The organism is Corynebacterium callunae (assembly GCF_046592015.1).
In the GTDB taxonomy this organism is placed as follows: Bacteria; Actinomycetota; Actinomycetes; order Mycobacteriales; family Mycobacteriaceae; genus Corynebacterium; species Corynebacterium callunae_A.
Genome location: NZ_JAWVOB010000006.1, coordinates 1 through 23,846, shown reverse-complemented (window position 1 = coordinate 23,846; position 23,846 = coordinate 1). Strand labels below are relative to the sequence as shown.

The 23,846-nt window shown below is 55.3% G+C and carries 23 protein-coding genes; 6 read left to right on the top strand and 17 right to left on the bottom strand.

What is annotated here, in order from left to right; genetic code table 11:
• Nucleotide 1: 1 nt before the first annotated feature.
• The 4 genes from carA to pyrR form a co-directional block, all read right to left on the bottom strand.
• Entirely contained in the window at nucleotides 2–1,189 is a 1,188-nt protein-coding gene (gene carA, locus SFC07_RS07930; protein ID WP_411207701.1) for a glutamine-hydrolyzing carbamoyl-phosphate synthase small subunit, read from the bottom strand.
• Between the two features lie 190 nt (nucleotides 1,190–1,379).
• Nucleotides 1,380–2,735, bottom strand: coding sequence for a dihydroorotase (locus SFC07_RS07925; RefSeq protein WP_411207700.1), 1,356 nt, complete (start codon nucleotides 2,733–2,735; stop codon nucleotides 1,380–1,382).
• A 75-nt stretch (nucleotides 2,736–2,810) separates the two neighbouring features.
• Entirely contained in the window at nucleotides 2,811–3,749 is a 939-nt protein-coding gene (locus tag SFC07_RS07920) for an aspartate carbamoyltransferase catalytic subunit (RefSeq protein ID WP_411207699.1), read from the bottom strand.
• Nucleotides 3,750–4,325, bottom strand: a complete 576-nt coding sequence (gene pyrR / locus SFC07_RS07915) for a bifunctional pyr operon transcriptional regulator/uracil phosphoribosyltransferase PyrR (RefSeq protein WP_411207698.1) — start codon at nucleotides 4,323–4,325, stop codon at nucleotides 3,750–3,752. It abuts the gene before it with no gap.
• A gap of 348 nt (nucleotides 4,326–4,673) precedes the next feature.
• Between pyrR and SFC07_RS07910 the strand changes: the two genes are divergently transcribed.
• The 3 genes from SFC07_RS07910 to SFC07_RS07900 all read left to right on the top strand — a co-directional run bounded on the left by SFC07_RS07910 (nucleotide 4,674) and on the right by SFC07_RS07900 (nucleotide 7,178).
• Nucleotides 4,674–6,206 (top strand): TIGR01777 family oxidoreductase, encoded by a 1,533-nt coding sequence (locus tag SFC07_RS07910; protein WP_411207697.1) that lies wholly within the window; start codon nucleotides 4,674–4,676, stop codon nucleotides 6,204–6,206.
• A 98-nt stretch (nucleotides 6,207–6,304) separates the two neighbouring features.
• Complete coding sequence (locus SFC07_RS07905; RefSeq protein ID WP_411207860.1) at nucleotides 6,305–6,727, top strand: YbjN domain-containing protein; 423 nt, start codon at nucleotides 6,305–6,307, stop codon at nucleotides 6,725–6,727.
• Nucleotides 6,717–7,178 carry a hypothetical protein gene (locus tag SFC07_RS07900; protein ID WP_411207696.1) on the top strand — a complete coding sequence of 154 codons (462 nt, stop codon included), beginning with the start codon at nucleotides 6,717–6,719 and terminating at the stop codon, nucleotides 7,176–7,178. The genes SFC07_RS07905 and SFC07_RS07900 overlap by 11 nt, the downstream gene beginning before the upstream one ends.
• 73 nt (nucleotides 7,179–7,251) lie before the next feature.
• On the opposite strand, the gene nusB is transcribed toward SFC07_RS07900, so the two are convergent.
• The 8 genes from nusB to SFC07_RS07860 form a co-directional block, all read right to left on the bottom strand.
• Nucleotides 7,252–7,875 (bottom strand): transcription antitermination factor NusB, encoded by a 624-nt coding sequence (nusB, locus tag SFC07_RS07895; protein ID WP_411207695.1) that lies wholly within the window; start codon nucleotides 7,873–7,875, stop codon nucleotides 7,252–7,254.
• An 88-nt stretch (nucleotides 7,876–7,963) separates the two neighbouring features.
• Nucleotides 7,964–8,527, bottom strand: coding sequence for an elongation factor P (gene efp, locus SFC07_RS07890; RefSeq protein WP_411207859.1), 564 nt, complete (start codon nucleotides 8,525–8,527; stop codon nucleotides 7,964–7,966).
• A gap of 99 nt (nucleotides 8,528–8,626) precedes the next feature.
• Nucleotides 8,627–9,718, bottom strand: a complete 1,092-nt coding sequence (locus SFC07_RS07885) for an aminopeptidase P family protein (protein WP_411207694.1) — start codon at nucleotides 9,716–9,718, stop codon at nucleotides 8,627–8,629.
• Between the two features lie 30 nt (nucleotides 9,719–9,748).
• Nucleotides 9,749–10,849 carry a 3-dehydroquinate synthase gene (aroB, locus tag SFC07_RS07880; RefSeq protein WP_411207693.1) on the bottom strand — a complete coding sequence of 367 codons (1,101 nt, stop codon included), beginning with the start codon at nucleotides 10,847–10,849 and terminating at the stop codon, nucleotides 9,749–9,751.
• 90 nt (nucleotides 10,850–10,939) lie between these two features.
• Nucleotides 10,940–11,551, bottom strand: a complete 612-nt coding sequence (locus SFC07_RS07875) for a shikimate kinase (RefSeq protein ID WP_411207692.1) — start codon at nucleotides 11,549–11,551, stop codon at nucleotides 10,940–10,942.
• Nucleotides 11,541–12,755: a chorismate synthase gene (aroC, locus tag SFC07_RS07870; protein ID WP_411207691.1), complete on the bottom strand. Its 1,215-nt coding sequence runs from the start codon at nucleotides 12,753–12,755 to the stop codon at nucleotides 11,541–11,543. Before aroC ends, SFC07_RS07875 begins: the two co-directional genes overlap by 11 nt.
• A 67-nt stretch (nucleotides 12,756–12,822) precedes the next feature.
• On the bottom strand, nucleotides 12,823–13,248 hold the full coding sequence (locus SFC07_RS07865; protein ID WP_411207690.1) for a prepilin peptidase: 426 nt from the start codon (nucleotides 13,246–13,248) through the stop codon (nucleotides 12,823–12,825).
• 59 nt (nucleotides 13,249–13,307) lie between these two features.
• Nucleotides 13,308–13,616: an ArsR/SmtB family transcription factor gene (locus SFC07_RS07860; protein ID WP_411207689.1), complete on the bottom strand. Its 309-nt coding sequence runs from the start codon at nucleotides 13,614–13,616 to the stop codon at nucleotides 13,308–13,310.
• A gap of 55 nt (nucleotides 13,617–13,671) precedes the next feature.
• Here SFC07_RS07860 and SFC07_RS07855 point away from each other — a divergent pair, with 55 nt between their 5' ends.
• From SFC07_RS07855 to SFC07_RS07845, 3 genes are read left to right on the top strand one after another with little or no spacing between them, the layout of a single operon-like run.
• The gene (locus SFC07_RS07855) at nucleotides 13,672–14,742 is read left to right on the top strand and encodes a FecCD family ABC transporter permease (RefSeq protein WP_411207688.1); all 1,071 of its coding nucleotides are present in this window, start codon (nucleotides 13,672–13,674) and stop codon (nucleotides 14,740–14,742) included.
• 33 nt (nucleotides 14,743–14,775) lie between these two features.
• Nucleotides 14,776–15,822: an ABC transporter substrate-binding protein gene (locus SFC07_RS07850; RefSeq protein ID WP_411207687.1), complete on the top strand. Its 1,047-nt coding sequence runs from the start codon at nucleotides 14,776–14,778 to the stop codon at nucleotides 15,820–15,822.
• A complete protein-coding gene (locus SFC07_RS07845) occupies nucleotides 15,819–16,577 on the top strand; it encodes an ABC transporter ATP-binding protein (protein WP_411207686.1) in 759 nt (252 codons plus the stop codon). The genes SFC07_RS07850 and SFC07_RS07845 overlap by 4 nt, the downstream gene beginning before the upstream one ends.
• On the opposite strand, the gene SFC07_RS07840 is transcribed toward SFC07_RS07845, so the two are convergent.
• The 5 genes from SFC07_RS07840 to SFC07_RS07820 form a co-directional block, all read right to left on the bottom strand.
• Nucleotides 16,554–17,393, bottom strand: coding sequence for a shikimate dehydrogenase (locus SFC07_RS07840; protein WP_411207685.1), 840 nt, complete (start codon nucleotides 17,391–17,393; stop codon nucleotides 16,554–16,556). The genes SFC07_RS07845 and SFC07_RS07840 overlap by 24 nt on opposite strands.
• Before the next feature lie 14 nt (nucleotides 17,394–17,407).
• On the bottom strand, nucleotides 17,408–18,577 hold the full coding sequence (mltG, locus tag SFC07_RS07835; RefSeq protein WP_411207684.1) for an endolytic transglycosylase MltG: 1,170 nt from the start codon (nucleotides 18,575–18,577) through the stop codon (nucleotides 17,408–17,410).
• Complete coding sequence (gene ruvX, locus SFC07_RS07830; protein WP_411207683.1) at nucleotides 18,574–19,245, bottom strand: Holliday junction resolvase RuvX; 672 nt, start codon at nucleotides 19,243–19,245, stop codon at nucleotides 18,574–18,576. Before ruvX ends, mltG begins: the two co-directional genes overlap by 4 nt.
• Nucleotides 19,246–19,502: 257 nt before the next feature.
• Complete coding sequence (alaS, locus tag SFC07_RS07825; RefSeq protein WP_411207682.1) at nucleotides 19,503–22,169, bottom strand: alanine--tRNA ligase; 2,667 nt, start codon at nucleotides 22,167–22,169, stop codon at nucleotides 19,503–19,505.
• A 114-nt stretch (nucleotides 22,170–22,283) separates the two neighbouring features.
• Nucleotides 22,284–23,675 (bottom strand): replication-associated recombination protein A, encoded by a 1,392-nt coding sequence (locus SFC07_RS07820; protein WP_411207681.1) that lies wholly within the window; start codon nucleotides 23,673–23,675, stop codon nucleotides 22,284–22,286.
• Nucleotides 23,676–23,846: the final 171 nt, after the last annotated feature.

Below are 23,846 nucleotides of genomic sequence, written 5' to 3'. Positions count from 1 at the left end.
TTTATGCGCCTTTCTTCTGAGCGTCGGCATCCATCAGTTCAACAAACTGATCAAATAGGGGGCTTGCATCGTTGGGGCCAGCGGCGGCCTCTGGGTGGTACTGCACGGAGTATGCGCGACCGGACTTCAAAGCAACACCTTCAACAACGCCGTCGTTGAGGCAGGTGTGGGTTACAACTGCGGTACCGAAATCGGTTTCGAACTCCTGGCCAGCTTCGCCCTTGAGCGCAAAGCCGTGGTTCTGAGCAGTGATGTCAATCTTGCCGGTGACGTGGTTTTTGACTGGCACGTTGATGCCACGGTGGCCAAACTTCAGCTTGTAGGTTTCCATGCCAAAGGCACGGCCCAGGATCTGGTTGCCGAAGCAGATGCCAAAGAATGGGATGTCCTCGGCCAGGATCTCGCGGACAATAGACACCATGGTGTCAGCGGTTGCTGGGTCACCAGGGCCGTTGGAGATAAACACGCCGTCTGGGTTGTACTGCTTGATCTCCTCATAAGGGGTCTCTGCAGGAACAATCACGGTGCGCACGCCACGCGCAGCAAAGCGACGTGGGGTGTTCTGCTTAATGCCGAGGTCATAGGCAACCACGGTGTGGCGGGTTTCGCCCTCGGCCTCGATGATGTAGGTCTCCTTAGTGGATACCTCGGTGGCCAGGTCGGCACCGGACATTGCAGGCTGGTTCTTAACGATCTCAACCAGTTCTTCAACTGGGCGCTCAGCGTCCTTGCCGGAGAAGATACCCGCTGCGATGGAGCCTTCTTGACGGATGTGGCGAACTAGTGCGCGGGTATCAATACCGGCGATGCCAACTACACCCTGATCAGCCATTTCCTGCTGCAAGGAGGTGGTTGCGCGCCAGTTGGAGACGCGAGCAGAAAGATCCCTAATAACCAGGCCTGCAACCCAGATCTTGCCTTCGCGGGACTCATCATCTTCTTCGTTCCAACCGGTGTTGCCGATCTGTGGAGCGGTGGAAATCACGATTTGGCGGTGGTATGAGGGGTCAGTCATCGTTTCTTGGTAACCGGTCATAGCGGTGGTAAACACTGCCTCGCCGAGGGTGGTTCCCACAGCGCCGAAACCAAAGCCGTAGAAGGTGCGGCCATCTGCGAGGACCAAGTAAGCCGGAACGGATCCGATCTCGGTTACTCCTTGGTAGCTGTTCTCATTGGTGTTAGTACTCACGGTGACTACTGTCGCCTTTCGTGTGTGTGCCCTTAAATTTTCAGGGGCGGGTTGAGAATTCTCTGAATGAAGTTTATTCAATACTTTGCATGATATGCAACGCCAGTGGATGCCGTTAAATACACCCCCACTGAAACATCACACCTAGCCCGGTCCTAAGCCCAGACCCTAGCCTTAAGCAGCCCAAGCCTTAGGCAGGTACTACCCCATTGTCACAGGTAACCTTGCCCCGCAAAATGGTGTGGGTAACCTTGGCGCTGAATTCCTGGCCTTCAAAAGGGGTGTTATCTGCCTTGGACGCAAACTCCGCACCATGCGCAGTCCATGCGCGACCAGGATCCACAATAGTGAGGTTGGCTGGTTCGCCGGCAGCAATTGGACGGCCATGGCCAGGCAGACGGGTAATTTCCGCAGGCTTTTCGCTCATCACGCGGGACACAAAACGCCAATCAGCCAGGCCGGTGGCAACGAAGGTATCCACAATAATGGCCAAGGAAGTCTCCAAGCCGAGCATGCCGGGCTTGGCGTTTTCAAACTCACAGCACTTGTCTTCGGAGCCGTGTGGCGCATGGTCGGTGGCCACCACGTCGATCGTGCCGTCGAGAAGCGCCTGCTTGAGGGCTTCGGTGTCGCGGCTTTCGCGCAAGGGTGGGTTCACCTTGTTGACTGCGTCGTAGGTGGCCAGGCGCTCATCGGTGAGGGTGAGGTGGTGCGGGGTGACCTCGGCGGTGATTGGGATTCCCTGGCCCTTGGCCCAACGCAGCAGCTCTACAGTGCCTTCGGTGGACGCGTGGCAGATGTGCACGCGGTTGCCATAATCGCGGGCCATGATGGCGTCGCGGACCACAATGGACTCTTCAGCCACACGAGGCCAGCCACGCAAGCCCAGGCGAGCAGCATTTTCACCCTCGTGTGCGGTGGCACCCTCGGTGAGGCGGTGGTCCTCTGCGTGCTGGGCGATGAGCACGTCCATGCCCTTTGCATATTCCAAAGCGCGGCGCATAACTAGTGGATCATCAACGCATTTTCCATCATCGGAGAACATGCGGACCTTCGCCTCCGAGCGTGCCATCATGCCGAACTCGGTGAGTTCCTTACCGGCTAAGCCCTTGGTTACAGAACCGACTGGGTGCACATCGCAAAGGCCAATGTTCTGGCCCTTGAACCACACGGATTCGGCAATAACGGGCTGGTCCATCACAGGCTGGGTATTCGCCATGGTGAACACAGCGGTAAATCCACCCTTGGCAGCAGCGGCAGAGCCGGTGGCAATGGTTTCAGTATCTTCGCGGCCTGGCTCGCGCAGATGCACATGCATATCGACGAATCCAGGTAGCAGCACTCCACCCTGGGCGTCAATAATACGGTCGACTGCCCCGCGGTCAACGGAGGTAATTGCAGGGGCGATCTCGCGGATCACACCATCTTGCACCAGCACGCTAGTGGGTTCGCCCTCGCCATAAACAAGTGCGTTTTCAATGAGCAGGGTTCCTGCTGCGGCCGGCGCCAAAGCACCGGTTGCTGGGTATTGATCTTGGTTTTCCATCAGATTTAAGTCCTTTTCACCAGATGTGAGCCGAGCTTGAGCTCAGCGTTAGAAAGCTCAGCCTCAGATTCGGGATTAGATCGTGGCATCGACGCCAGCAACGAGCGCAAAAAGTACTGCCATGCGCATATGAACACCATTGTTTACCTGCTGCAATACCGCAGTGCGTGGAGCATCGGCCACCGCGAAGTTAATTTCCATGCCGCGCAGCATCGGACCTGGGTGCATGATGATTGCAGAATCCTTCAGGCGCGCCTCGCGGGCTTTGGACATTCCATAGAAGGTGGCGTATTCGCGGTGCGAGGGGAAGAAACCGCCCTGCATACGCTCCTGCTGCACGCGCAGCATCATGACCACATCAGCATCAGCAATTTCTGCATCCATGTCATAGGAGAAACGCACTGGCCAATTTTCCACGCCCATTGGCAACAGGGTTGGAGGAGCAACAAGCACAACCTCAGCACCCAGCTTGGAAAGCAAATCTACATTGGAGCGCACCACGCGGGAATGCAGGCAGTCACCAACAATGACAACCTTCAAGCCCTCAATACGGCCCAGACGCTGCCTAATGGTCAAGGCGTCGAGCAGAGCCTGGGTGGGGTGCTGGTGGGCACCGTCGCCCGCATTAATAACGCTAGGGCCATGTCCACCGGGAGCAACATATTCAGCCAATTGCTGAGCTGCACCAGAAGCTGGGTGGCGCATAATGATGGCATCTGCACCGATTGCAGTCAGGGTGAGGCCAGTGTCTTTAAGGGATTCGCCCTTCTTCACGCTGGAGGAAGATGCAGAAATGTTGATCACATCGGCGCTCATCCACTTGCCTGCGGTTTCAAAGGAAGAGCGGGTGCGGGTGGAGTTTTCATAAAACAGCGTAAAAATGGTGCGGCCACGCAGAGTTGGCAGCTTCTTTACTTCCCGTCCCTCCAGCACCTCCTTAAAACGATCTGCCTCGTCCAAAAGGCCAATAATCTCATCGCGGGAAAGATCCGCAATAGAGAGGAGGTGCTTCATTTAGTTGTCCCCTTCGGTTGGACGGGTGAGGGTCACGGCATCGCGACCGTCAATTTCTTTGAGCAGCACCGAGACATCCTCGGCACGTGCGGTGGGCAGGTTTTTGCCTACATAATCGGCGCGAATTGGGAGTTGGCGGTGACCGCGGTCAACCAGCACAGCAAGCTGCACGTTGTTGGGGCGCCCGACATCGCGAAGGGCATCGAGGGCAGCGCGAATGGTGCGACCTGAAAACAGCACATCATCAACCAAAATGACAGTGGCATTATCAATGCCGCCCTGTGGAATAGAGGTGGCCTGGAGGGCGCGATGTGGTTTATTGCGCAGATCATCACGATAAAGGGTGATATCAATGGCTCCGGTGGCAATCTTCACGCCGGAGAATTCTGCAATCTTTTCCGCGAGTCTTTCGGCCAGCGGGACTCCACCTGAGGGGATTCCTAACAGCATGACCTTTTCCGCGCCTGCGGAATCAAGCGCGGTCTTTTCAATAATCTGGTGCGCGATGCGTGCGATTGTACGACTGACGTCATCTCCATTGAGGAGTTCCAACTCAGTACTTAAACCTTCGCTCATCGTGACCTCCTTCCCCGCCTCTCTGTGCGGTCCTTTAAAGGATGTCTAACTTGCATTAAATTCTGCAACGACCACCGTAGTGGCCATTACCTAAAAATCACAGCCTCAAGTGATTTAGCTAACTACCCACCCTGCCTACACCTGCAAGCCACCGAGTTCCCATAAGCTGACTATGATCTTAAGGAAACACCGTTTTTTAAGGTGCAGTGTGAAGTGGACAATCTAGCAACATCACAATGCTAAAGCTGATACTACATCATGACAGCCAAAACTGTAATAATTGTTCGATGTAAGGCACCCCGGGTTTAAGATCCGAGGAGCGAAATCCACCGATTTGGAGAAGTACCTGTGAGTCTTACTACCAGCCATTTTATTCCTTTTCCCCGCGAAGAGGTGTGGGATTGGCATACTCGCACGGGCGCCGTCGCGCGTCTTACCCCTCCTTTTGTCCCCTTTACCCCCATTGTCCAAGCATCACGCTTAGCCGACGGCACCACCATCTTTAGCCTGCCCGCTGGCCTCAAATGGGTCGCGCGCCACGATCTCTCCGGATATATGGCCGGCTCGCGCTTCACCGACGTCTGCCTCACCGCGCCTGTTAAAGCGTTTGCCAATTGGCGCCACGTCCATAATTTCATCGACCAAGACGGCGGCACCCTCATCACCGATTCCGTCAGCACGCGCCTGCCCGCCAACACGCTGACCGGCATGTTTGCCTACCGCCAAAATCAGCTCCTGCAGGATCTCTCCTTCCTCAACAGAACAAAATCGCTTTTCGACGGCGCCCCCCGCAGGATTGCCCTCACCGGATCACGCGGCCTCGTCGGCCGTGCCCTCACCGCCCAGCTGCAAACCGGCGGACATGAGGTGATTCAGCTGGTACGCAATGACCCCAAACCGGGCCAACGCCAGTGGAACCCGCAAAATCCCGCGGCTGATTTATTGGAGGACATTGACGTTCTGGTGCACCTGGCGGGCGAGCCAATCTTGGGGCGTTTTAATGACACCCATAAGGAAGCTATTTTGCAGTCCCGTGTGGAGCCCACTCGCCTGCTTGCAGAGTTAGTTGCCTCCTCCCCTAACTGCGAGGCCATGATTTCCGCCTCTGCCATTGGTTTTTATGGCCATGACCGTGGCGATGAAATCCTCACCGAGGATTCCGCTTCTGGTGATGATTTCCTGGCTGAAGTTTGCCGCAAATGGGAAGCTGCCACTGCTCCGGCCAGTGAAGCTGGCAAGCGCGTTGCCCTCATCCGCACCGGGGTCGCGCTTAGCGGCCGCGGTGGCATGCTCCCCCTCCTCAAAACCTTGTTCTCAACCGGATTGGGTGGCAAGTTCGGCGATGGAACCTCGTGGTTTAGCTGGATTGCCCTGGACGACCTCACTGATATCTACTACCGTGCCATCGTCGATAAGCAGGTTTCTGGTCCGATTAACGCCGTCGCCCCCAACCCGGTATCCAATGCGCAAATGACCAAGGCGCTGGCTAGTAGTTTGCACCGTCCAGCGATTTTGCAGATTCCTACTTTGGGGCCGAAGATTTTGCTCGGCAGCCAGGGTGCGGAGGAATTGGCTTTGGCGGATCAGCGCACCGCGCCGGCAGCGTTGGAGAAGCTGGGACATACTTTCCGCTATACCGATATTGCTGCGGCGATTGCTCACGAGTTGGGGCATGAAAAACTCGCCGATGCCGCGCAGCAATTAGAAATTGAAGCCGAGCGCAAACAGGAACGTGCTGATTTGAAGGCTGCGCGTAAGGCTTCTAAGCGGGCAGCTCCAACGGACTCGAATCTGGTAGATCCCGAGCAGATTGAGCAAAGTATCCTGTCTTCTATTCTCAATTTCCGACGGAAGCGCAATGACAAAGGTGAGCAACTGTAGTGTGGTGACAAGTAATAAAACCCGCTTTTTGGAAGGACTGAAACTCTCCAGTGCCTGATGCCACCTCGACTCAGCTTGTCGAGGACTTTAACCTCGACATGGTGGTCACCATTCTTCAAGATGAAAAACTTGATTATCGAATTGAAGAAGTAAGTGATTCCACCGTTATCCGCACCGGCTTTATCAACGCCGCCATTAGTTTCATCAATGTTGATGGCACCCTCACCATCGAAGCCATGTGGCGCGGCGCCCCCAGCACCGATAAAGCTGCAGCCGTGCTTGCTGCCACAAATGAGTGGAATTTAACCCAGTTTGCACCCACCCTGCGCTTTTTTGAACTGGATGAAGGCACCTTAGCGATCAACGCCCTGCGCAATATCACCACCTCCCAGGGACTTAGCCACAATCAGGTGGGATCCTTTGTGATGAGCTCCATTGATGCCATCGTGCACTGCTTTGAGTGGTTGGAAGAACAATTCCCCGAGCTCGTTACCTGGAAGGACGATCACCATGAGCACTAATCCCGCGAATGCCACCCTGCCTATTCCGGTAACCATTGACCGGGTTTCTTTAATCATGAAGGAATTTGGCATTGATCTTTTAGTGTCCAATGATCAAAGCGCCGGGGCGCAAATTGCCAGCGCCAACCTCAACGGCACCAATGTCATGTTCGCTGTCATTGGCTCCGTGCTCATTGTACGTGCCGACCGCCCCACCGAAACCTCCACTGCCGATGGAAATCCCATCTGGCATTTGGCCTGCAACCAAGTAAATTGTTTTAACTTTGCGGCCAAGGCCGTGGTAGTTGACCGCATTGAAAAGGCCATTATCCGCGCCGAAAAAGATATTCTCATTGCCGCGGGACTTAATAATGCGCAGCTTTCGGACAGCCTAAAAAATGCTATTGATCACGTGCTGGCAATTCAGGACGCAGTAGCCAAAGCTGCCGGCGAATTGGGCAAATCCGCTTAGCTATCAAAGGTTAGAAACCCCAAAGGGGCTGCGACCGTTGTTGGTTGCAGCCCCTTTATCTAAACCCTAAAACCTACTTGTTTTCAGGTGCCTCTGAGGCCTCTTCGGCCGCTGGCGCCTCTGCTACCTCAGCAGCCTCAGGGGTTTCAACCTCGTCAAAGACGGTGTCATCCCAAGGAGCTACTGGAGCGTCGTCATCATCAAGAACCACTGCAGCAGCCCGTGGGTCAGCAGCGCGCTCGCGCAAGATATCTACCTTCTTGGCCATGGAGTCCAAGGTGGCGTTGATATAAGCGCTGGAGTTGTCGGTTGAATACTGCGAAGCAATTTCTACCGCTTCCACCACTGCGGTGGTGACAGGAACGTCAGGGTTGTAGAGCATTTCCCAACATGCCACGCGCAAAATTGCGCGGTCCACGGAAGGCAGGCGTCCAAGCGTCCAGGTCTCAGCAATATGCTCTTCCAGGAGGGCGTCGATGGTGTCCAATTCCACTGCTACACCATTGATGATGGCCTCGGTGTACTCCGCAACGGGGGCAACAATTGGCTCAATAGCGTTGGCTAGCTTGTGGCGATCTTCAATAATGGCCACGGGATCAACATCGCGGGATTCCGCTTCGAAAAGGATATCTACCGCACGCCTGCGTGCCTTATAGCGGGATCCATGGCGCTTGTAGTCGTGTTGACGCTCGCTCACGTTGAGTTCTCTTAGTTCCTGTCAAATAGGGACAAGCCACACTCAAAATGTGGCTTGTGGGTTTCGGGTTGATTCTTTAAAAAGAATCTTAGCTGTTAACGCGGGAAAGGTATGAACCGTCGCGGGTATCAACCTTGAGTACGTTACCAGTTTCGATGAACAGTGGGACCTGGATCTCAGCGCCGGTCTCCAAGGTTGCTGGCTTGGTGCCACCGGTGGAGCGGTCACCCTGCAGGCCTGGATCGGTGTGCTCAACACGCAGATCAACGGAAACTGGGAGCTCGCCGAAGAGAGCTTCACCCTCGTGGAAGGAAACCTGAACGCGCATGTTCTCCAAGAGGAAGCGGCCAGCATCGCCAAAAGCTTCTGGGTTGAGCTCGTACTGCTCGAAGGTCTTATCGTCCATCACAATGTAGGAGGTTCCATCATTGTAAAGGTAGGTGACGTCGCGACGGTCGACGGTAGCGGTTTCAACCTTGACGCCCGCGTTCCAGGTCTTGTCGATGGTCTTGCCAGAGACAACGTCCTTCAGCTTGGTGCGTACGAATGCTGGGCCTTTGCCTGGCTTGACGTGCTGGAACTCAATGATCTGCTGGAGCTTGCCGTCGATCTTGAGCACAAGACCGTTCTTGAAATCAGCGGTGGTTGCCACGGATGTGATCTCCCTCATGGATAACGTGTGTGGGTGCTCTCCCCCGACGGCCCAAGTTTTTACCGGGCCACGAGAAAAAGTCTGTTTAGCTCACCCAGATTACACTATGCGAAGGTCCTTGCTTACTTTGGTAATGATTTCCGGCGCACCTTCGGTGACGATCAGCGTATCTTCAATGCGCACACCACCCTTGCCCGGGACATAAATTCCCGGCTCAATGGTCAAAGTTGAACCAGCATCAAGCACGCCAGTTGAGGTCTTGGCAGCACCGGGCGCCTCATGAACTTCCAGGCCAATACCATGTCCGGTGGAGTGCACAAAGTACTCGCCATAACCTGCGTCTTCAATAATGGAACGGCAAGCAGCGTCAATCTCTACCAGTGGAGTGCCCGCATAGGCAGCTTCCACACCAGCCAACTGCGCACGCAGCACCACATCATAAATCTCGGCTTCAAAATCACCGACCGAACCCATCACCAAAGTACGGGTCATGTCGGAGTTAAAGCCGCGTGCGTGCGCACCAAAATCAATGGTCACCAGGTCGCCGTGGGTAATCACGCGATCGCCTGCGCCATGATGTGGTTTGGCAGAGTTCACACCGGAGGCGACGATGGTATCAAAGCTGGGGCGCTCGGCACCCAACATGCGCATGCGGTATTCCAAATCCGCAGCTACCTGACGCTCGGTACGACCCTCGGCCACCTCACCGGCAGCCAACAAATCCTCAAATGCCTGAGAAGCTAAAGCTGCAACCTCGCGCAGACGATCAAGCTCAAAATTATCCTTGTGCAGGCGAATTGCCTCCACCACACCGGTGACAGGCACCAGGGTGACGTCCTCCTGCAGCGCACCCTGGAGCGCTTCAAGTTCCGCGATGGTGGTTTGAGAAGCTTCAAACGCGACTCGACGCGGCCCTGCAACCTGGCTCAACAGCGCCACAGCCGAGTTACGCTCGATCAGTGCCTCAATGTCTGGCACCTCTTCGGAGATTTGGGTGGTATAACGACCATCGGTGCAGATATGTGCAGAGAGATCCTTATTCACAATCAATGCACCATTAGAACCGGTAAATCCACTGAGATAACGCACGTGGATGGGACTGGTCACCAGAATTGAATCAATTCGCTGCGCTGCGAGTTTGGCCGCCAGAGCACGCCTACGAGTTGAAAATCGAGTATCTGCTAATGCCATGTTCTCTCCTTAAATTAATACGGGTAAAATCTATTTTGCGCTGATTGCCTTATATGCTGCAATAAGCTCTTCACGCGCAGGGCCTTCAATACGGGTTACCTGCCCAATATCAGTGAGCGCCACAAAGCGGATATGCCCATCGCGATTCTTCTTATCCCTGGTCATGCCCTCATAAAGTTCTTCGAAGGCACCGCCTTCATAGGTGGTTGGCAACCCGATGGACTCCAGGATCGCACGGTGACGCCCGAGGAGGGAGGCGTCGATAAGCCCTAGGTTGTGGGAGAGGTTGGCGATGAACATCATGCCCACCGCAACGGCATTGCCGTGGCGCCATTGGAAGTGCTCGCGCAGCTCCACCGCATGGCCGAAGGTGTGACCATAGTTGAGGATTTCGCGCAGGCTGGATTCCTTGAGGTCCTGGCCAACCACAGAACCTTTCACTGCCACCGAACGCCAAATTAGCTCCGGCAAATGGGAATCCGCAGCCTCTTTTTGCAGGCAGGCCTGCGGATCGGATTCATAAAGCTCGATGATCTTTGGATCGGCAATGAAACCGGTTTTAATAATTTCCGCGGAACCTGCAATGACCTCTGAATCCGGCAGGGTTTTAAGGCGCTCGGTATCAATGAACACTGCATCTGGCTCGTGAAAAGCTCCAACCAGGTTCTTGCCGGCAGCAGTATTAATACCGGTTTTGCCACCGACGGCTGCATCAACCATGGCCAACAAAGTGGTGGGAACTTGAATGACCTTCACTCCGCGCATCCAGGCTGCAGCCACAAAACCGGCCAAGTCCGTTGCGGCCCCGCCACCGAGGCCAATGACGACATCGCGGCGGCCGAATGCGGCGTCGCCAAGCTGATCCCAGCACGCCCCGGCTACTTCTAAGGTCTTGGCGGCCTCGGCGTCTGGCACGTTAAGGTGTAAGACCTTCAAGCCTAGAGCCTGGATTTCACGCTCTAGCTCAGCAGCAATGTCATTAAGAGGTTCCTGGTGCAGGATGGCCACTTGCTCGGCGCCGGAGGTGCTGATGCGCTCCACAATCAACTGCGTCAGGTGCGCACCGATGGTCACATCATAAGGAGATGCGCCATTAACGTGGACGGTGTTGAAAATTTGTGGAGCATTCACATTTGCACGACCTTTGTTTATGTGTTCTTCAGGGCTTAAGAAAAAGTTTAAGAAATCGGGTGGACGCAGCACCTGCGACCACCCGACATTTTAATGATTTTCAATATGATGCAGCACCGCGGCAACTACCTGCTGCGGGCTACGATCCTTGGTACGCAAGCGGTAGGACGCCACCTCTTCATAGAGCGGGGTGCGCTTTTCCACCAGATTGCGATAGTGCTGAACTGGATCCGCAGCTTGTAAGACTGGGCGCGTGCGCTCACCGATTGTCCGGCGAATACCCTCCTCTACCGGAACGTCGATCCACACCACCTCGTGGTGCTTCAACAGTTCGCGGGTTGATTCGGTCAATACCGCCCCGCCGCCGAGGCTAACAACGCCAGTGGACTTCAGTGCCTCAGCAACCTGGACCGCCTCTACTTCGCGGAAGGCTGGCTCGCCAAGCTCTGTGAAAATCTGGCCACAGGCTTTGCCATAACTTTTTTCAATGAGCTCATCGGAATCAACTAGCTCAGTGTTTAAAGCGCGAGCCAGGCGACGACCAATCGTTGACTTGCCAGCACCTGGTAGCCCCACCAAAACAACGATGGGCCCTGCTGTCTCAGTGCAAGGGGTGAGGTCCTCGGCAGGTTCCACCACAGGGTTTACCTCTGCAGGGCTTGTATCGGCCGTTACTGCATCAAAGGCTTCGTTAGTGCTCATCTAAGAACTCCATGCGCTCCTGAAGTCCCGTGAGGTAACTCGCAATATTATTCTTGGTTTCCGCAAGGGAATCACCGCCGAATTTTTGTAGAACCGCACGTGCCAGCACCAAAGCAACCATGGCCTCAGCAACAACGCCGGCCGCTGGCACCGCGCACACATCGGAACGCTGGTGGATACCCGTGGCAGCCTCACCGGTTGCCATATCAATGGTCTTGAGTGCGCGTGGAACCGTAGAAATTGGCTTCATAGCTGCACGCACACGCAAGGATTCACCATTGGTCATGCCACCTTCGAGGCCGCCGGCACGGTTGCTGCTGCGGTGCACACCATTTTCATCGCGGTAGATCTCATCATGGGCCTCAGAACCACGACGGCGAGCTTCCTCGAAACCATCGCCAATTTCTACGCCCTTGATTGCCTGAATTCCCATCAAGGCACCTGCGAGCTGCGCATCTAGGCGATCCTCGCCGGAGATATGAGAGCCCAAACCAATTGGCAGGCCCTCAACGATGACCTCCACGATGCCACCGAGAGTATCGCCCGCTTTCTTGGCGGCCTCAATCTCAGTGATCATGGATTCTTCAGCTTCTTTGCCGAAGGCGCGCACTGGAGAATTATCAATATTCTCAATATCGGCAAAGGTTGGAGCTGCACCCTCATAAGGAGTGGAACGACCAATGGAGATGACGTGTGACAGCACCTCAACGCCGAGAGTTTCACGCAGGAAGGAACGAGCCACTGTCGCAGCCGCCACACGCGCCGCAGTTTCGCGAGCAGAGGAACGCTCAAGTACATTGCGGGCATCATCAAAGCCATATTTCAGCATGCCGGAATAGTCGGCATGACCGGGGCGTGGGCGGGTGAGCTTGGCGCCACGGCCCGAAGACATTGCAGCCACGTTCTCTGGATCGTCCATATCCAACGCGTCAGAGGACATGATGGTGGTCCACTTTGGCCATTCGGAATTGCCGATCATGATAGCGATGGGGCTGCCGAGGGTGAGGCCATGGCGAATACCAGTGAGGAAGGTCAATTCATCCTGCTCGAACTTCATACGCGCACCGCGTCCATAACCGAGGCGGCGGCGAGCCAATTGGTGCGAAACCTCATCCTTGGTCACGGGCACGCCTGCAGGCATGTGCTCAACTGTGGCGATTAACGCCTGGCCATGTGATTCACCAGCTGTTGTCCATCGAAGCATGCCTAGCATTATCGCACGAAACTGCGATGACGCTGCATACTGCCCACCCCTTTTAGTGCTTCAAACCTCAATTAATGCCCTCAAACACAATAAAAGCGCAGGTAGAGGCAAGAGCCATAGAGGGACCATGGGGAATATATAACCTGCCTGGATGCCTTGAATACACCCGCACCATTCCACCTAGTAGGACAGAAAGTAGAGAAGATCCCACAATCGCCAGCATCAGCGCCCCCAACCCCGCGCTGGCGACCACCGTCCCCAAGCCCAGTGCAAACTTTATATCTCCGCCGCCGATCCCACCCACCACCAGCGCCGTAATAAAATACAAGCCCGCCCACACCAGCCCGCCCGCAATCCACAGCGGATCCTGCACCGCGGCCGTCACATTTATCACCGCCGCCCCAGGCAGGGTCAAAAAATTAGGCAGGCGCCGCCACCGCAGATCATAAAAGCTCAACACCGCGCACCACAGCGCAAAAAGAAAAAGGGTCATACCCTGTTGGACTGGCTTTAAGGCCCGCAGGTTCCCGCTTTTCGACGTCGACTTTCAGCTTAAGAATGGGCGTGGGTGCCCCCAAGATGATGCAGCAGCTTATGAGTTGCTTCATCCACCAGGTGATATCTAGTAACCCTGCCTTCTTTAGAGGCCTCCACAATATTATTTTCAGCCAAATTGACCAGCGCTGCCGATGCCGTCGGTAGGGAAACTTCCACCAGCTGCGCAAGTTCTGAGACCGTAGCCTCCCCTGGCCCACGATGATGCATGGCCAATAATAGGCTCAAGCGTGTGCGATCCCCCATGAGCTTAAACAACGGCGCCCAGTGCTGAGCTAAATCCATGAGTTCTTGTTCATCCGCCATGGCTGTCGCCTTTCGCTAATAGTCAATTGGTTGTTTGAGTGTTAAGGTTTCTCCCATGCTCCTTCGCCCAACATCGGGAGATGTTTCTTCGCTTGGCCTTGACACTCATCGACGCCGAGCTCTCACCTGGACACTATGCCTGGGGGCAATTCTAGCTTTAAGTATGGTGCTCGGAATCCTCATTGGCACATCGGAAACTTCCCTAGCCCAAGCGACTAATGTGCTGGGACACCACTTCTTTGGACGCCCACTCACCAACACGCTTGCCGACGCCGTCATCTGGGATATCCGGACCCCACGCATTGTCCTCGCCGCCATTGTGGGAGCTGGCCTCGCCTTGGCCGGTGTAATCATGCAAGTACTGGTGCTCAATATCCTTGCCGATCCCTATGTTTTGGGGGTGAACTCCGGAGCTAGCTGTGGCGCAGCGGCCGCCCTCCTTTTTGGAGTGGGTGCAGGCTTTGGCGATTATGCCCTTCAGGGCAGTGCCTTCGTGGGAGCTTTGGTAGCCAGCGCATTGATCTTTGGTGTTGCCCGTGCCGCCGGGAGGTTGTCGTCGATACGCTTATTGATGTCCGGGGTCGCTGTAGGGTACCTGCTCTCCGCAGCCACCAGCTTCCTGATTTTTTCTTCCAGCTCGGCTGAGGGCAGCCGCTCGGTGATGTTTTGGCTGCTGGGCTCGCTGGGGCTGGCAGCTTGGGACGGACCACTAGCGCTTATTTGCCTGGTGGTGGCTGGCTCTTTGGCGGTTTTGATGTTGTGGGGACCGCAGCTTGACGCCCTAAAATCTGGCGATGAAACCGCCCTTACGCTGGGTATTTCCCCTGATCGGCTGCGGATCTTGATGTTGCTGGTGTCCTGCTTGCTGGTGGGTTCCATCGTGGCTATGGCAGGCAGCATTGGTTTTATTGGTCTGGTTATTCCGCACCTGGCCCGCCGCCTTGTGCGAGGAACTCACCGCCTGCTCGCGCCGATCGCCGCCTTGCTGGGTGCGATCTTGTTGATTTGGGCAGATATTGCCGCCCGTACGCTGCTGGCGCCACAAGAAATCCCAATCGGCATTATCACTGCGCTGATCGGCGCCCCATTTTTATTGATTCTGATCCGCAGAATGTCTGTGGCTTAACCTCTAAGGCTCTTAAAAACGTTGAAGGAAACTGTGAAAAAACCGCTTCTTGCCACCACCCTGATTTGCGCCCTAGGCCTGGGGGCTTGCGCGTCAGAGACACCGGAGTCCGCTGCACAGATTTCAGTGGAAAACTGTGGCGCCACCGTGAGTTTTGACGCAGCGCCCGAAAAGGTAGCGCTAATGGACAGCGCCGCTGTTCCCACCCTTGACGGCCTGGGCGTTCTAGACCGTGTGGTGGCTAAGGCCGGAGCTTTCCCCGCGGGCTATTACCGGGAACCACTAGCCTCTAAAGTCGCAGCAATTCCGAGTTTGAGCGAGCGCGTTGATGCCACCGGACATGTGCTGATCTCCAAGGAGGTTGTAGTGGCAGCACAACCAGACTTAGTGATTGGAGAAACCGACACCATCAACCGTGCGACGCTAGCCAGCAATAATATTCCGGTGGTTGATGAGCCCGCCTTCTGTGGCAGCATTGACCACGATGTCACCTTTGATGATGTGTGGTCCCAGATAGATACCTATGGAACTATTTTTGACCACAAAGACCAAGCTGCAAGCTTGACTTTCACCTTGCAGCAGCGGCTTGCAGAGCTGGAAGCCCGCGCAGCTGGAATTGGCGTGGCTGGGCTGGGTAGTGCTGAAACATCAGCGGCTAACTCAGCGACTAACTCGGCGGCAAACTCAGTGGAGAAAACTGTAGCCGTGCTCTACCCCACCATCGGTGGCGGCGTGATGTACGCCTATGGTCGCGGGTCCATGTCCAACCCTTTGGTGGAATCGGCTGGCCTGCACAATGTTTTTGCCGATCAATCCGAGCGCGTTTTTGAGATCACCGCCGAGGAGCTCATTTCCCGCAATCCGGACTATATTATCGTGCTGCACAGCGAGGGCGATGCCGCAGCTTATGTTGAGGAGCTAAGAAACCTCCAAGGCGCCAACGCCCTTCAAGCCCTCAACACCGAGCGCGTGCTGCCGCTCTTCCTCAACTTCGCAGAGCCACCCTCTCCACTGGCACTTGATGGTTTGGAAAAAATCATTGATTTTATAGAGACCCAACCGGTAACCACCCAGCCATGATCACAGCCCAGCAGCTCTCGCATTACTTCGGCGCCCAACCAGTTCTCAAAGACATCTCCCTCGAGATCCCCCACCAAGGAACTCTCGGTCTCATCGGCCCCAATGGCAGTGGCAAAACCACCCTGCTGCGCGCACTCTATGGTGCCCTGCAGACAAATGCGGGCGAGGTGCAGCTAGACGGCGCCGTCCTGAATACCCTGCCCCGTCGGCAGATCGCCAAGGCCATAGCGGTAGTGGTGCAGGAACACACTTCCGAGATGGATATGTCGGTGGCGGAGCTGGTCTTATTGGGCAGGCTCCCCCATCAGCGTTTTCTAGCCTCCACCTCCACTGAGGATCAACAGCGGGTCATGGCAGCGCTTAAAAAAGTTGGGGCCTTGCAGCTGGCCAAAAGGAAATTTGGGGAGCTTTCCGGTGGCGAACGTCAGCGGGTACTCATCGCCCGCGCGTTGGTGCAAGAGGCTACCCACATCTTGTTGGATGAGCCCACCAATCATCTCGATATCCGCTACCAGCACGAGGTGCTCCACCTGGTGCGCAGCCTTAACCAAAGCGCGGTGATTGTGCTGCACGATCTCAACCTCGCTGCTGCCTACTGTGAGCAGCTCATTTTGCTGGACCACGGCCGCATCATCGCGCGGGGCACCCCCAATGGAGTACTGACAGCAAAAAACCTGGAGCCGGTATACGGCGTCCAGGTCATTCGAACTGAGATTGACGGTGAGATCAACCTACATTTCCGGCGTCATCCCTAAAGATTCCTCCAGCGCTGCCCGCATCTCACTTTGTGGCGCAGGCTGGCCAGTAAATTGCTCAAACTGCCCAAAAGACTGATAAGCCAACATCACATGGCCTCCCACTGCCGGAAAACCAGCCGCCCGCGCTGCCAGGACCAAAGGCGTGGGCCAAGGATCATAGATCACATCAAGCACCGGAGCCTGCGCAATGGCTGCTTCCAGGCCAACAATTCCAGCTGAAGGCACAGTGGAAATCACCGCCGCAGCGCGCGCCGTTGCCGCCGCGATATCGGCATCAAAGCCAATAAACTTCAAAACCGTCGGTTTTTCGTCGAAAAGCGGGGCCAGCTCGGCACTGCGGTCAGAGCGGTTGACCACCGTAATCTGCGCCACGCCTGCCTCCACAAGCGCCCAGATAGCTGGGCGCGCGGTGCCACCGCCGCCAATAACCACCGCGTGCTTATCGACGAGACCCTGCTCGCCGAGCAACTCGCCAAGGGCACCTTTAATGCCATCCACATCGGTGTTATCGGCGCGCCAGCCACCGTTAATCCGCACCAAAGTATTTGCAGCGCCAATCGCCTGGGCACGTGAAGTAACTTCTGTAGCGAATTCAAGAGCTGCAAACTTGGCTGGCATGGTCACCGAAAAACCGCGATAAGAATCATCCGCGCCGCCAACCAGCTCAGCCAGCTGCTCGCCGGTGCACTCAAAACGCCCGTACTTCCACTGCGAGAGGCCGAGGGCATGGTAACCAGCATTGTGCAAAATCGGCGAACGTGAATGTTCAATAGGCGAACCAAGGACGGCTGCGCGCTGTGTGATCTCCTGCATGCTTTTAAATCTTTCTAGCGGTTAGAATCCAGGACGCCATTGTTAAGCGCCTGCTCAGTATCCGCCTGGTGCTGCTCGAAGGTGTCATTAAACACGGTGGTGCCATCCGTATCAATGGTGACAAAGTACAGCCAATTGCCCTCTGCCGGGTTCTCCATTGCCTGCAATGCCTCGGTGGACACGGCTGCGATTGGGGTCTGTGGCAAACCGTCCATTGCGTAGGTATTCCATGGGGTCACGGTCTGACGATCAGCATCAGTGGTAGCCACCTCCTGCTCGGAAAGGCCATAATTCACCGTGGAGTCGAACTGCAGCTGCATTGGCGCAGCCAGACGGTTCAAAATAACGCGGGCGACCTTATCAAAATCGCCAGCTGGTGCTTCACGCTCAATCAGCGAGGCTGCGGTGAGAAGCTCATAAGGAGTCAGACCAATTGCCTGCGCGCGGCCAACAATATCAGTCTCTGCTAGCTGCTGGGCGGAACGAGTAATGAGATCTGTGAGGATTCCCTGGGCATCATTTGATGGATTAACCACATACTGACCAGGCATAATCAGGCCCTCGAGGCGCTTTGGATCAGAGCCACGAGCCTCAACTCCGGCAATAGCCCAATCAGGTACACCTAATTGCGCGGGATCGACTGTGGAAGCCACCTGCTGCAATGCCTCTGCACTAATGCAGTTCTCAGAGCCTTCGGTACAGGTCACCGCAGCAATCTGAGAGTAAATACCTTGACGAGTATCCCCGCCAACCACCGTGACATCCATCAAGGTTGCACCGCCATGGATATCGAGCAAATCAACCTGATTATCCGGATTGAGCAGTGCTTCCACCGCTGCCGCCGCACTCATCTCCTCCTGCAAGCGGAAGAAACCAGGCTGCACATTGCCAGCATTGGAATTATTGCTAGCCGCAGTCTGGAATGCCTCATTGGTAGCCACAATATTGCGCTCCACCAATTCAGGACCCAACTCCGAGATAGAGGAACCCTCTGGGATCTCCACCAACTGGGTCACGCCATTTCCTTCGCCCTCATAGTCCTGTGAGCCTCTATTTGAAGTAGCGACTCCGATATAAATAACGGCACCAATAATCAAGATAAGCGCGGCAATAACCACAGCTATAAAACGCTGACGCCTCTTTACATAAACAGGTTCCATCCGGCGGTTTCGGATATTTGTCATCCTGGGAGATTTCCCTTCTCGTCAGAGCTATTTTCTAAAAACGTCTTATTAGTGGCTGGTGGTACTGGTTTTGGTGCAGGTGTTCCCTGGTTTCCCTGGTTTCTTTGGTTGCCCTGGTTGCCTTCGGGCGTTCCAGGGACTGATTCCTTCAAGCTCGCGTTCAACCTAGCGTTGCGACCATCTAACCAGGTTTGCAAAATTTCAACGGCAGCAGCCTGGTCAATAACCTTGCGGCCTGCCTTTTCACTAATTCCTGAGGAGCGCAAGGCCTGCGTTGCCACCACCGTGGTTAGCCGCTCATCCCCCAAGCGAACGGGGATTTCTTTACCCTCATTGAGCAAGCCATCATTCTTAATCCGGCGTCGGATCCGGAAAGCTATTTCCTTTGCCTGTTTCACACTGGCCGAACCATTACCTTTGAGATCAGTGGGCAAACCGACGATCACCTCAACCGCAGCATATTCACGCACTAGCTGCAGCAGCCGATCCACATCTGCAAGATCGGGTCCTTTTAGTCCAGTTTCCCGCTTGATTGTTTCCACCGGCATAGCCAAACGAGCATCGCGGTCCGACGCCGCAACACCAATTCGGACAGTTCCTACATCTATGCCAAGGCGTCTGCCGGGACCTGGGTCCCCAACGCCGGGAATATCAGGATTCACCTTCATAAGAGTCCGGTTTACCTTTCTGAAAACTTCGCGTGGGATTGGTACATAAGACCAACGTGTCCCAGGGCACATCATCAAATCTAGCCGGTCACAGCCACGTGGTGGTTATTTCCGCGTGTGTCCGCGTATGTTATCGCGCCTTCGCTGAGAATTACTCAGTTTTTGGCGGTCCACGGGGCCAATTAATAACAACTAAATAGAAAACCGGGGTCCTCTGAAAAGAGAACCCCGGCTTAATACCAGGCTCACATTAGAGCTTAGAGACCTTCAATTTCTTCACGAACGGCAGCAAAACCAGCCTCGAGTCCGGCAATATTTGCGCCGGAGCCCTGAGCCAAATCAGCCTTTCCGCCACCGCGTCCATCAATGTAGCCACCAACAAGCTTGACCAAGTTACCGGAATGCGCACCGCGCTCCACAGCAGCCTTGGTTGCAGCAACCACAAAAGGAACCTTGTCATCATTGGCAGAAGCAAGCACCAAGACACCCTCGCGAGCGCCCAGCTTATCCTTCAAGGTGGTCGCAATGGTGCGCAGGTCACCTGCGGAGGTGCCGTCCTTAACACGCAGCAACAGGGTGCTAATACCCTTTATATCCTGCGCATTGTTCAGTAGATCAGCGGTCTGTGCCATCAACTGCTGGCGGTGCAGAGCCTCAATTTCCTTCTCAGCAGCCTTTAGCTTGTCCACCAACTGGGCCACGCGCTCTGGAAGTTCCTCGGAAGGAGCCTTCAGTGAGCTAGCCAAACCTTCAGCCAGCGCACGCTCCTTAGCCAGGTAGTTAAAGGAGTTCATGCCGGAGTAGGCCTCAATGCGGCGCACACCTGAACCAACAGAAGCCTCCCCAAGCATGGCAACTGGGCCAATCTGAGAAGAATGAGCCACGTGGGTACCACCACAGAGTTCCATGGAGAATGGTCCACCAATTTCGACCATGCGCACGGTGCTGCCATAGTTTTCACCGAACAATGCCATAGCGCCCATTGCCTTAGCCTCTTCCAAAGAGGTTTCAATGGTGTTCACAGTCCAGTCAGAATCCACAGCCTCATTGGTGATGGTCTGAATCTGCTCCAACTGCGCAGGAGTGAGCTGCTCAGTGTAATTAAAGTCAAAACGCAAATAGCCCGGACGGTTCATTGAACCTGCCTGCACGGCAGTTGGTCCCAGAACCTGTCGCAATGCCGCATGGATCAGGTGGGTTGCGGTGTGTGCCTGGCGTGCAGCGTGGCGCCATTGCTTATCGACGGATGCCACCACCTGGTCTCCAACTGCAAGTCCACCATTGGCCACCACAGCCTTGTGAACCCACAACTTCTTACCGATCTTCTGTACGTCTTGAACGTCCAACACAGTATCCCCCATGAGGATCTGTCCACGGTCACCGAGCTGTCCACCGGACTCTGCATAAAGTGGGGATTGATCGAGGATAACCTCAACCTCTTGTCCCTCAGCAGCCTCGTTGATCTTGGCCCCGTCGACAAGCAAACCCAAAACCTTGGACTGCGACTGCAATTCCTCAAAACCGGTGAACACAGTTGGGTTGTTATCTACCCATTCGCGGTAAATAGAGAGGTCAGCATGGCCGTGCTTCTTGGCCTGGCTATCGGCCTTGGCGCGGGAACGTTGTTCCGCCATCAGGGTCTCGAAACCATCGACATCAACCTGCAGGCCAGCTTCCGCTGCCATTTCAAGGGTCAAGTCAATGGGGAAACCGTAGGTATCGTGCAGGGCGAATGCCTGAGCGCCAGCAACCACGGTGGAACCAGAAGACTTGATGCTCTCCGCTGCCTCTTCAAAGAGGTGGGTGCCGGAGACCAGGGTCTTTAGGAATGCACGCTCTTCGGTGATAGCCACGCGCAGGATACGCTCGCGGTTCTCAGCGATCTCTGGGTAAGACGGGCTCATGGTGTCCATGATGGTGTTCATGAACTGCTCCATGGTCTCACCGGTAGCACCCAGCAGACGAGCAGAGCGAATAATACGGCGCAGGAGACGGCGCAGGATGTATCCGCGGCCTTCATTACCTGGGGTAACGCCATCGAGGATGAGCATCATGCCGGTGCGGGAGTGGTCCGCAATAACGCGGAAGCGCACGTCAGCCGTGTTATCAGAACCGTAGGTGGTGCCGGTCAAGGTCTCAGCGACGTCGATCACTGGACGCAAAAGGTCAGTTTCGTAGACGTTTTCTACACCCTGCAGGATGCAAGCAACGCGCTCCACACCCATGCCGGTATCAATATTCTTCTTTGGCAGGTCGCCAACGATCTCAAAGTTATCCTTACCGATGCCAGCGCCACGTTCCTTCTCCATGAAGACCAGGTTCCAGATCTCCAGGTAACGGTTATCGTCAGCTTCTGGGCCGCCGTCCTTGCCGTATTTCTCGCCACGGTCGTAGTAGATCTCAGAGCAAGGGCCACAAGGTCCCGGAACACCCATGGACCAGTAGTTATCTGCCATTCCTAAGCGTTGAATGCGCTCTTTAGGAACACCGATCTTCTTTTCCCAGATCTCGGCTGCTTCATCATCGTCAAGGTAAACAGTGACCCACAGGCGCTCTGGGTCAAGGCCATATCCGCCGTCTTCTACCTTGTCAGTAAGCAGAGTCCAGGCATGGGTAATTGCGCCTTCTTTAAAGTACTGACCGAAGGAGAAGTTACCGGCCATCTGGAAGAAGGTGTTGTGGCGAGTGGTGATGCCAACTTCTTCAATATCGAGGGTGCGCACACACTTCTGGATAGAGGTGGCAGTTCCATTCTCGAAAGGTGGGGTCTGCTGACCAAGGAAATATGGCTTAAAGGGAACCATGCCTGCGTTGACAAAGAGCAGGTTTGGATCATCGAGAATCAACGACGCGCTTGGTACCGCCTGGTGACCGGCCTTAACGAAGTGATTAGTGAAGCGCTCCCTGATCTCATGGGTCTGCACAGCGGTATCCTGCCTTAGAACTTCTCGAATAGTTTCAGCGCACGCAAAATCGCACGCCGTTATTTGGACAAGAGCTAAGTTTACCTGCCCTGTCTACTTCATGAGCAACCCGGGCTATTTGCCGCCCCGAATGATCCTGCGCAGCCGGCCAATAAACTCACTAATTCGCTTCTCACCACCATGTTCACTGGGCTGGTAGTAGACCCGATCGCGAAGGTTTTCCGGCAAATAGTCTTGGCGCACCACTCCCCGCGGGTCGTCATGCGGATAGACATATCCCACAGCATTTCCAAGCTTCTTGGCACCCTCATAATGGCCATCACGAAGGTGCGCCGGCACGGTACCAATATTTCCTTGTTTGATATCAGCTAAAGCGCTATCCATCGCCACTATTACGGCATTGGATTTGGGGGCGAGCGCCAGGTGGATTGTTGCTTGTGCCAGATTGATCCGCGCCTCCGGCATACCGATGAGTTGTACTGCTTGCGCAGCGGCCACGGCCACCTGAATAGCAGTTGGATCAGCCATGCCGATATCTTCGCTAGAGTGAATCACCAACCTACGCGCAATAAAGCGCGGATCTTCACCCGCATCAATCATGCGCGACAAATAGTGCAGCGCGGCGTCAACATCTGAACCTCTAATCGACTTAATCCACGCACTCACCACGTCATAATGCTGGTCACCATCGCGGTCATAACGCACAACTGCCCGATTGACGTTTTCTTTAACTGTGGTGAGATCAAGTTCTTCCCCATCGGCAACCGCCTCCGCAGCCGCCTCAATATAAGTAAGCCCACGTCGCGCATCTCCTCCAGCGAGCAGCACCAGCTGATCGATTGCCTCCGCGCTGGCCGTGATACGCCCGCCGAGCCCGCGCTCGTCGATAAGCGCTCTTTGCAGCAATGTTTTAATATCACCTTCGGTTAGGGGTTCCAACTGCAGAATCAGGGAACGAGACAGCAGCGGTGCGACCACCGAAAAGGAAGGATTTTCAGTGGTAGCAGCCAACAGCAAGACCGTGCGATTTTCCACGGCTGAGAGCAGCGCATCCTGCTGGGTTTTTGAAAAGCGGTGGACCTCGTCAATAAATAGCACCGTCTTCTGCCCCAGCTGCAGATCCATACGTGCACGTTCGATAACAGAACGGACTTCCTTCACACCAGACGACAGCGCCGACATAGCAACGAAACGATCCCCAGCCGCCGCAGAAATCAGCGAGGCAATCGTGGTCTTGCCTGTCCCTGGCGGACCATAAAGGATCACCGAAGCTTCACCACTACCTTCAATCAGCCGCCGCAATGGTCTACCTGGCCCAAGCAAGTGCTGCTGACCGACGACTTCATCAAGCGTGCGGGGCCGCATCCGCGCAGCTAACGGCGCATGGCCACCGGGGTGAAAATACTGATCTGCCGCCTTTGAGCTTCGCCACCCCACCGGGTTGCCTGAAGACTGTCCTGGGGCCTCTGAAGCCCCGGGCGTTTCAAAAAGAGAATCCTGGGCCATAGTGGTCAGGTTAGTCCTTTCCTATTTGCAATTTTGAACCCGCTCCCGTGAACTGGCTTTAATTCACGCCACCCAAGCTGCTTTTCGACGCCTCTCCCCGCCGCCCACCCCTGAGTAAGAGGGCACACCCACCCACCACCACCACCCCACAAACACCAAAAAAGGGTGCAC

Bases quoted from the DNA above. Each gene is read 5' to 3' on its own strand.
- SFC07_RS07925 (WP_411207700.1), bottom strand. From the start codon at position 2,735: ATGGAAAACCAAGATCAATACCCAGCAACCGGTGCTTTGGCGCCGGCC.
- SFC07_RS07920 (WP_411207699.1), bottom strand. From the start codon at position 3,749: ATGAAGCACCTCCTCTCTATTGCGGATCTTTCCCGCGATGAGATTATT.
- pyrR (WP_411207698.1), bottom strand. From the start codon at position 4,325: ATGAGCGAAGGTTTAAGTACTGAGTTGGAACTCCTCAATGGAGATGAC.
- SFC07_RS07905 (WP_411207860.1), top strand. From the start codon at position 6,305: ATGGTGGTCACCATTCTTCAAGATGAAAAACTTGATTATCGAATTGAA.
- SFC07_RS07900 (WP_411207696.1), top strand. From the start codon at position 6,717: ATGAGCACTAATCCCGCGAATGCCACCCTGCCTATTCCGGTAACCATT.
- SFC07_RS07885 (WP_411207694.1), bottom strand. From the start codon at position 9,718: ATGGCATTAGCAGATACTCGATTTTCAACTCGTAGGCGTGCTCTGGCG.
- SFC07_RS07875 (WP_411207692.1), bottom strand. From the start codon at position 11,551: ATGAGCACTAACGAAGCCTTTGATGCAGTAACGGCCGATACAAGCCCT.
- aroC (WP_411207691.1), bottom strand. From the start codon at position 12,755: ATGCTTCGATGGACAACAGCTGGTGAATCACATGGCCAGGCGTTAATC.
- SFC07_RS07865 (WP_411207690.1), bottom strand. From the start codon at position 13,248: ATGACCCTTTTTCTTTTTGCGCTGTGGTGCGCGGTGTTGAGCTTTTAT.
- SFC07_RS07860 (WP_411207689.1), bottom strand. From the start codon at position 13,616: ATGGCGGATGAACAAGAACTCATGGATTTAGCTCAGCACTGGGCGCCG.
- SFC07_RS07855 (WP_411207688.1), top strand. From the start codon at position 13,672: ATGCTCCTTCGCCCAACATCGGGAGATGTTTCTTCGCTTGGCCTTGAC.
- SFC07_RS07845 (WP_411207686.1), top strand. From the start codon at position 15,819: ATGATCACAGCCCAGCAGCTCTCGCATTACTTCGGCGCCCAACCAGTT.
- SFC07_RS07840 (WP_411207685.1), bottom strand. From the start codon at position 17,393: ATGCAGGAGATCACACAGCGCGCAGCCGTCCTTGGTTCGCCTATTGAA.
- mltG (WP_411207684.1), bottom strand. From the start codon at position 18,577: ATGACAAATATCCGAAACCGCCGGATGGAACCTGTTTATGTAAAGAGG.
- ruvX (WP_411207683.1), bottom strand. From the start codon at position 19,245: ATGAAGGTGAATCCTGATATTCCCGGCGTTGGGGACCCAGGTCCCGGC.
- SFC07_RS07820 (WP_411207681.1), bottom strand. From the start codon at position 23,675: ATGGCCCAGGATTCTCTTTTTGAAACGCCCGGGGCTTCAGAGGCCCCA.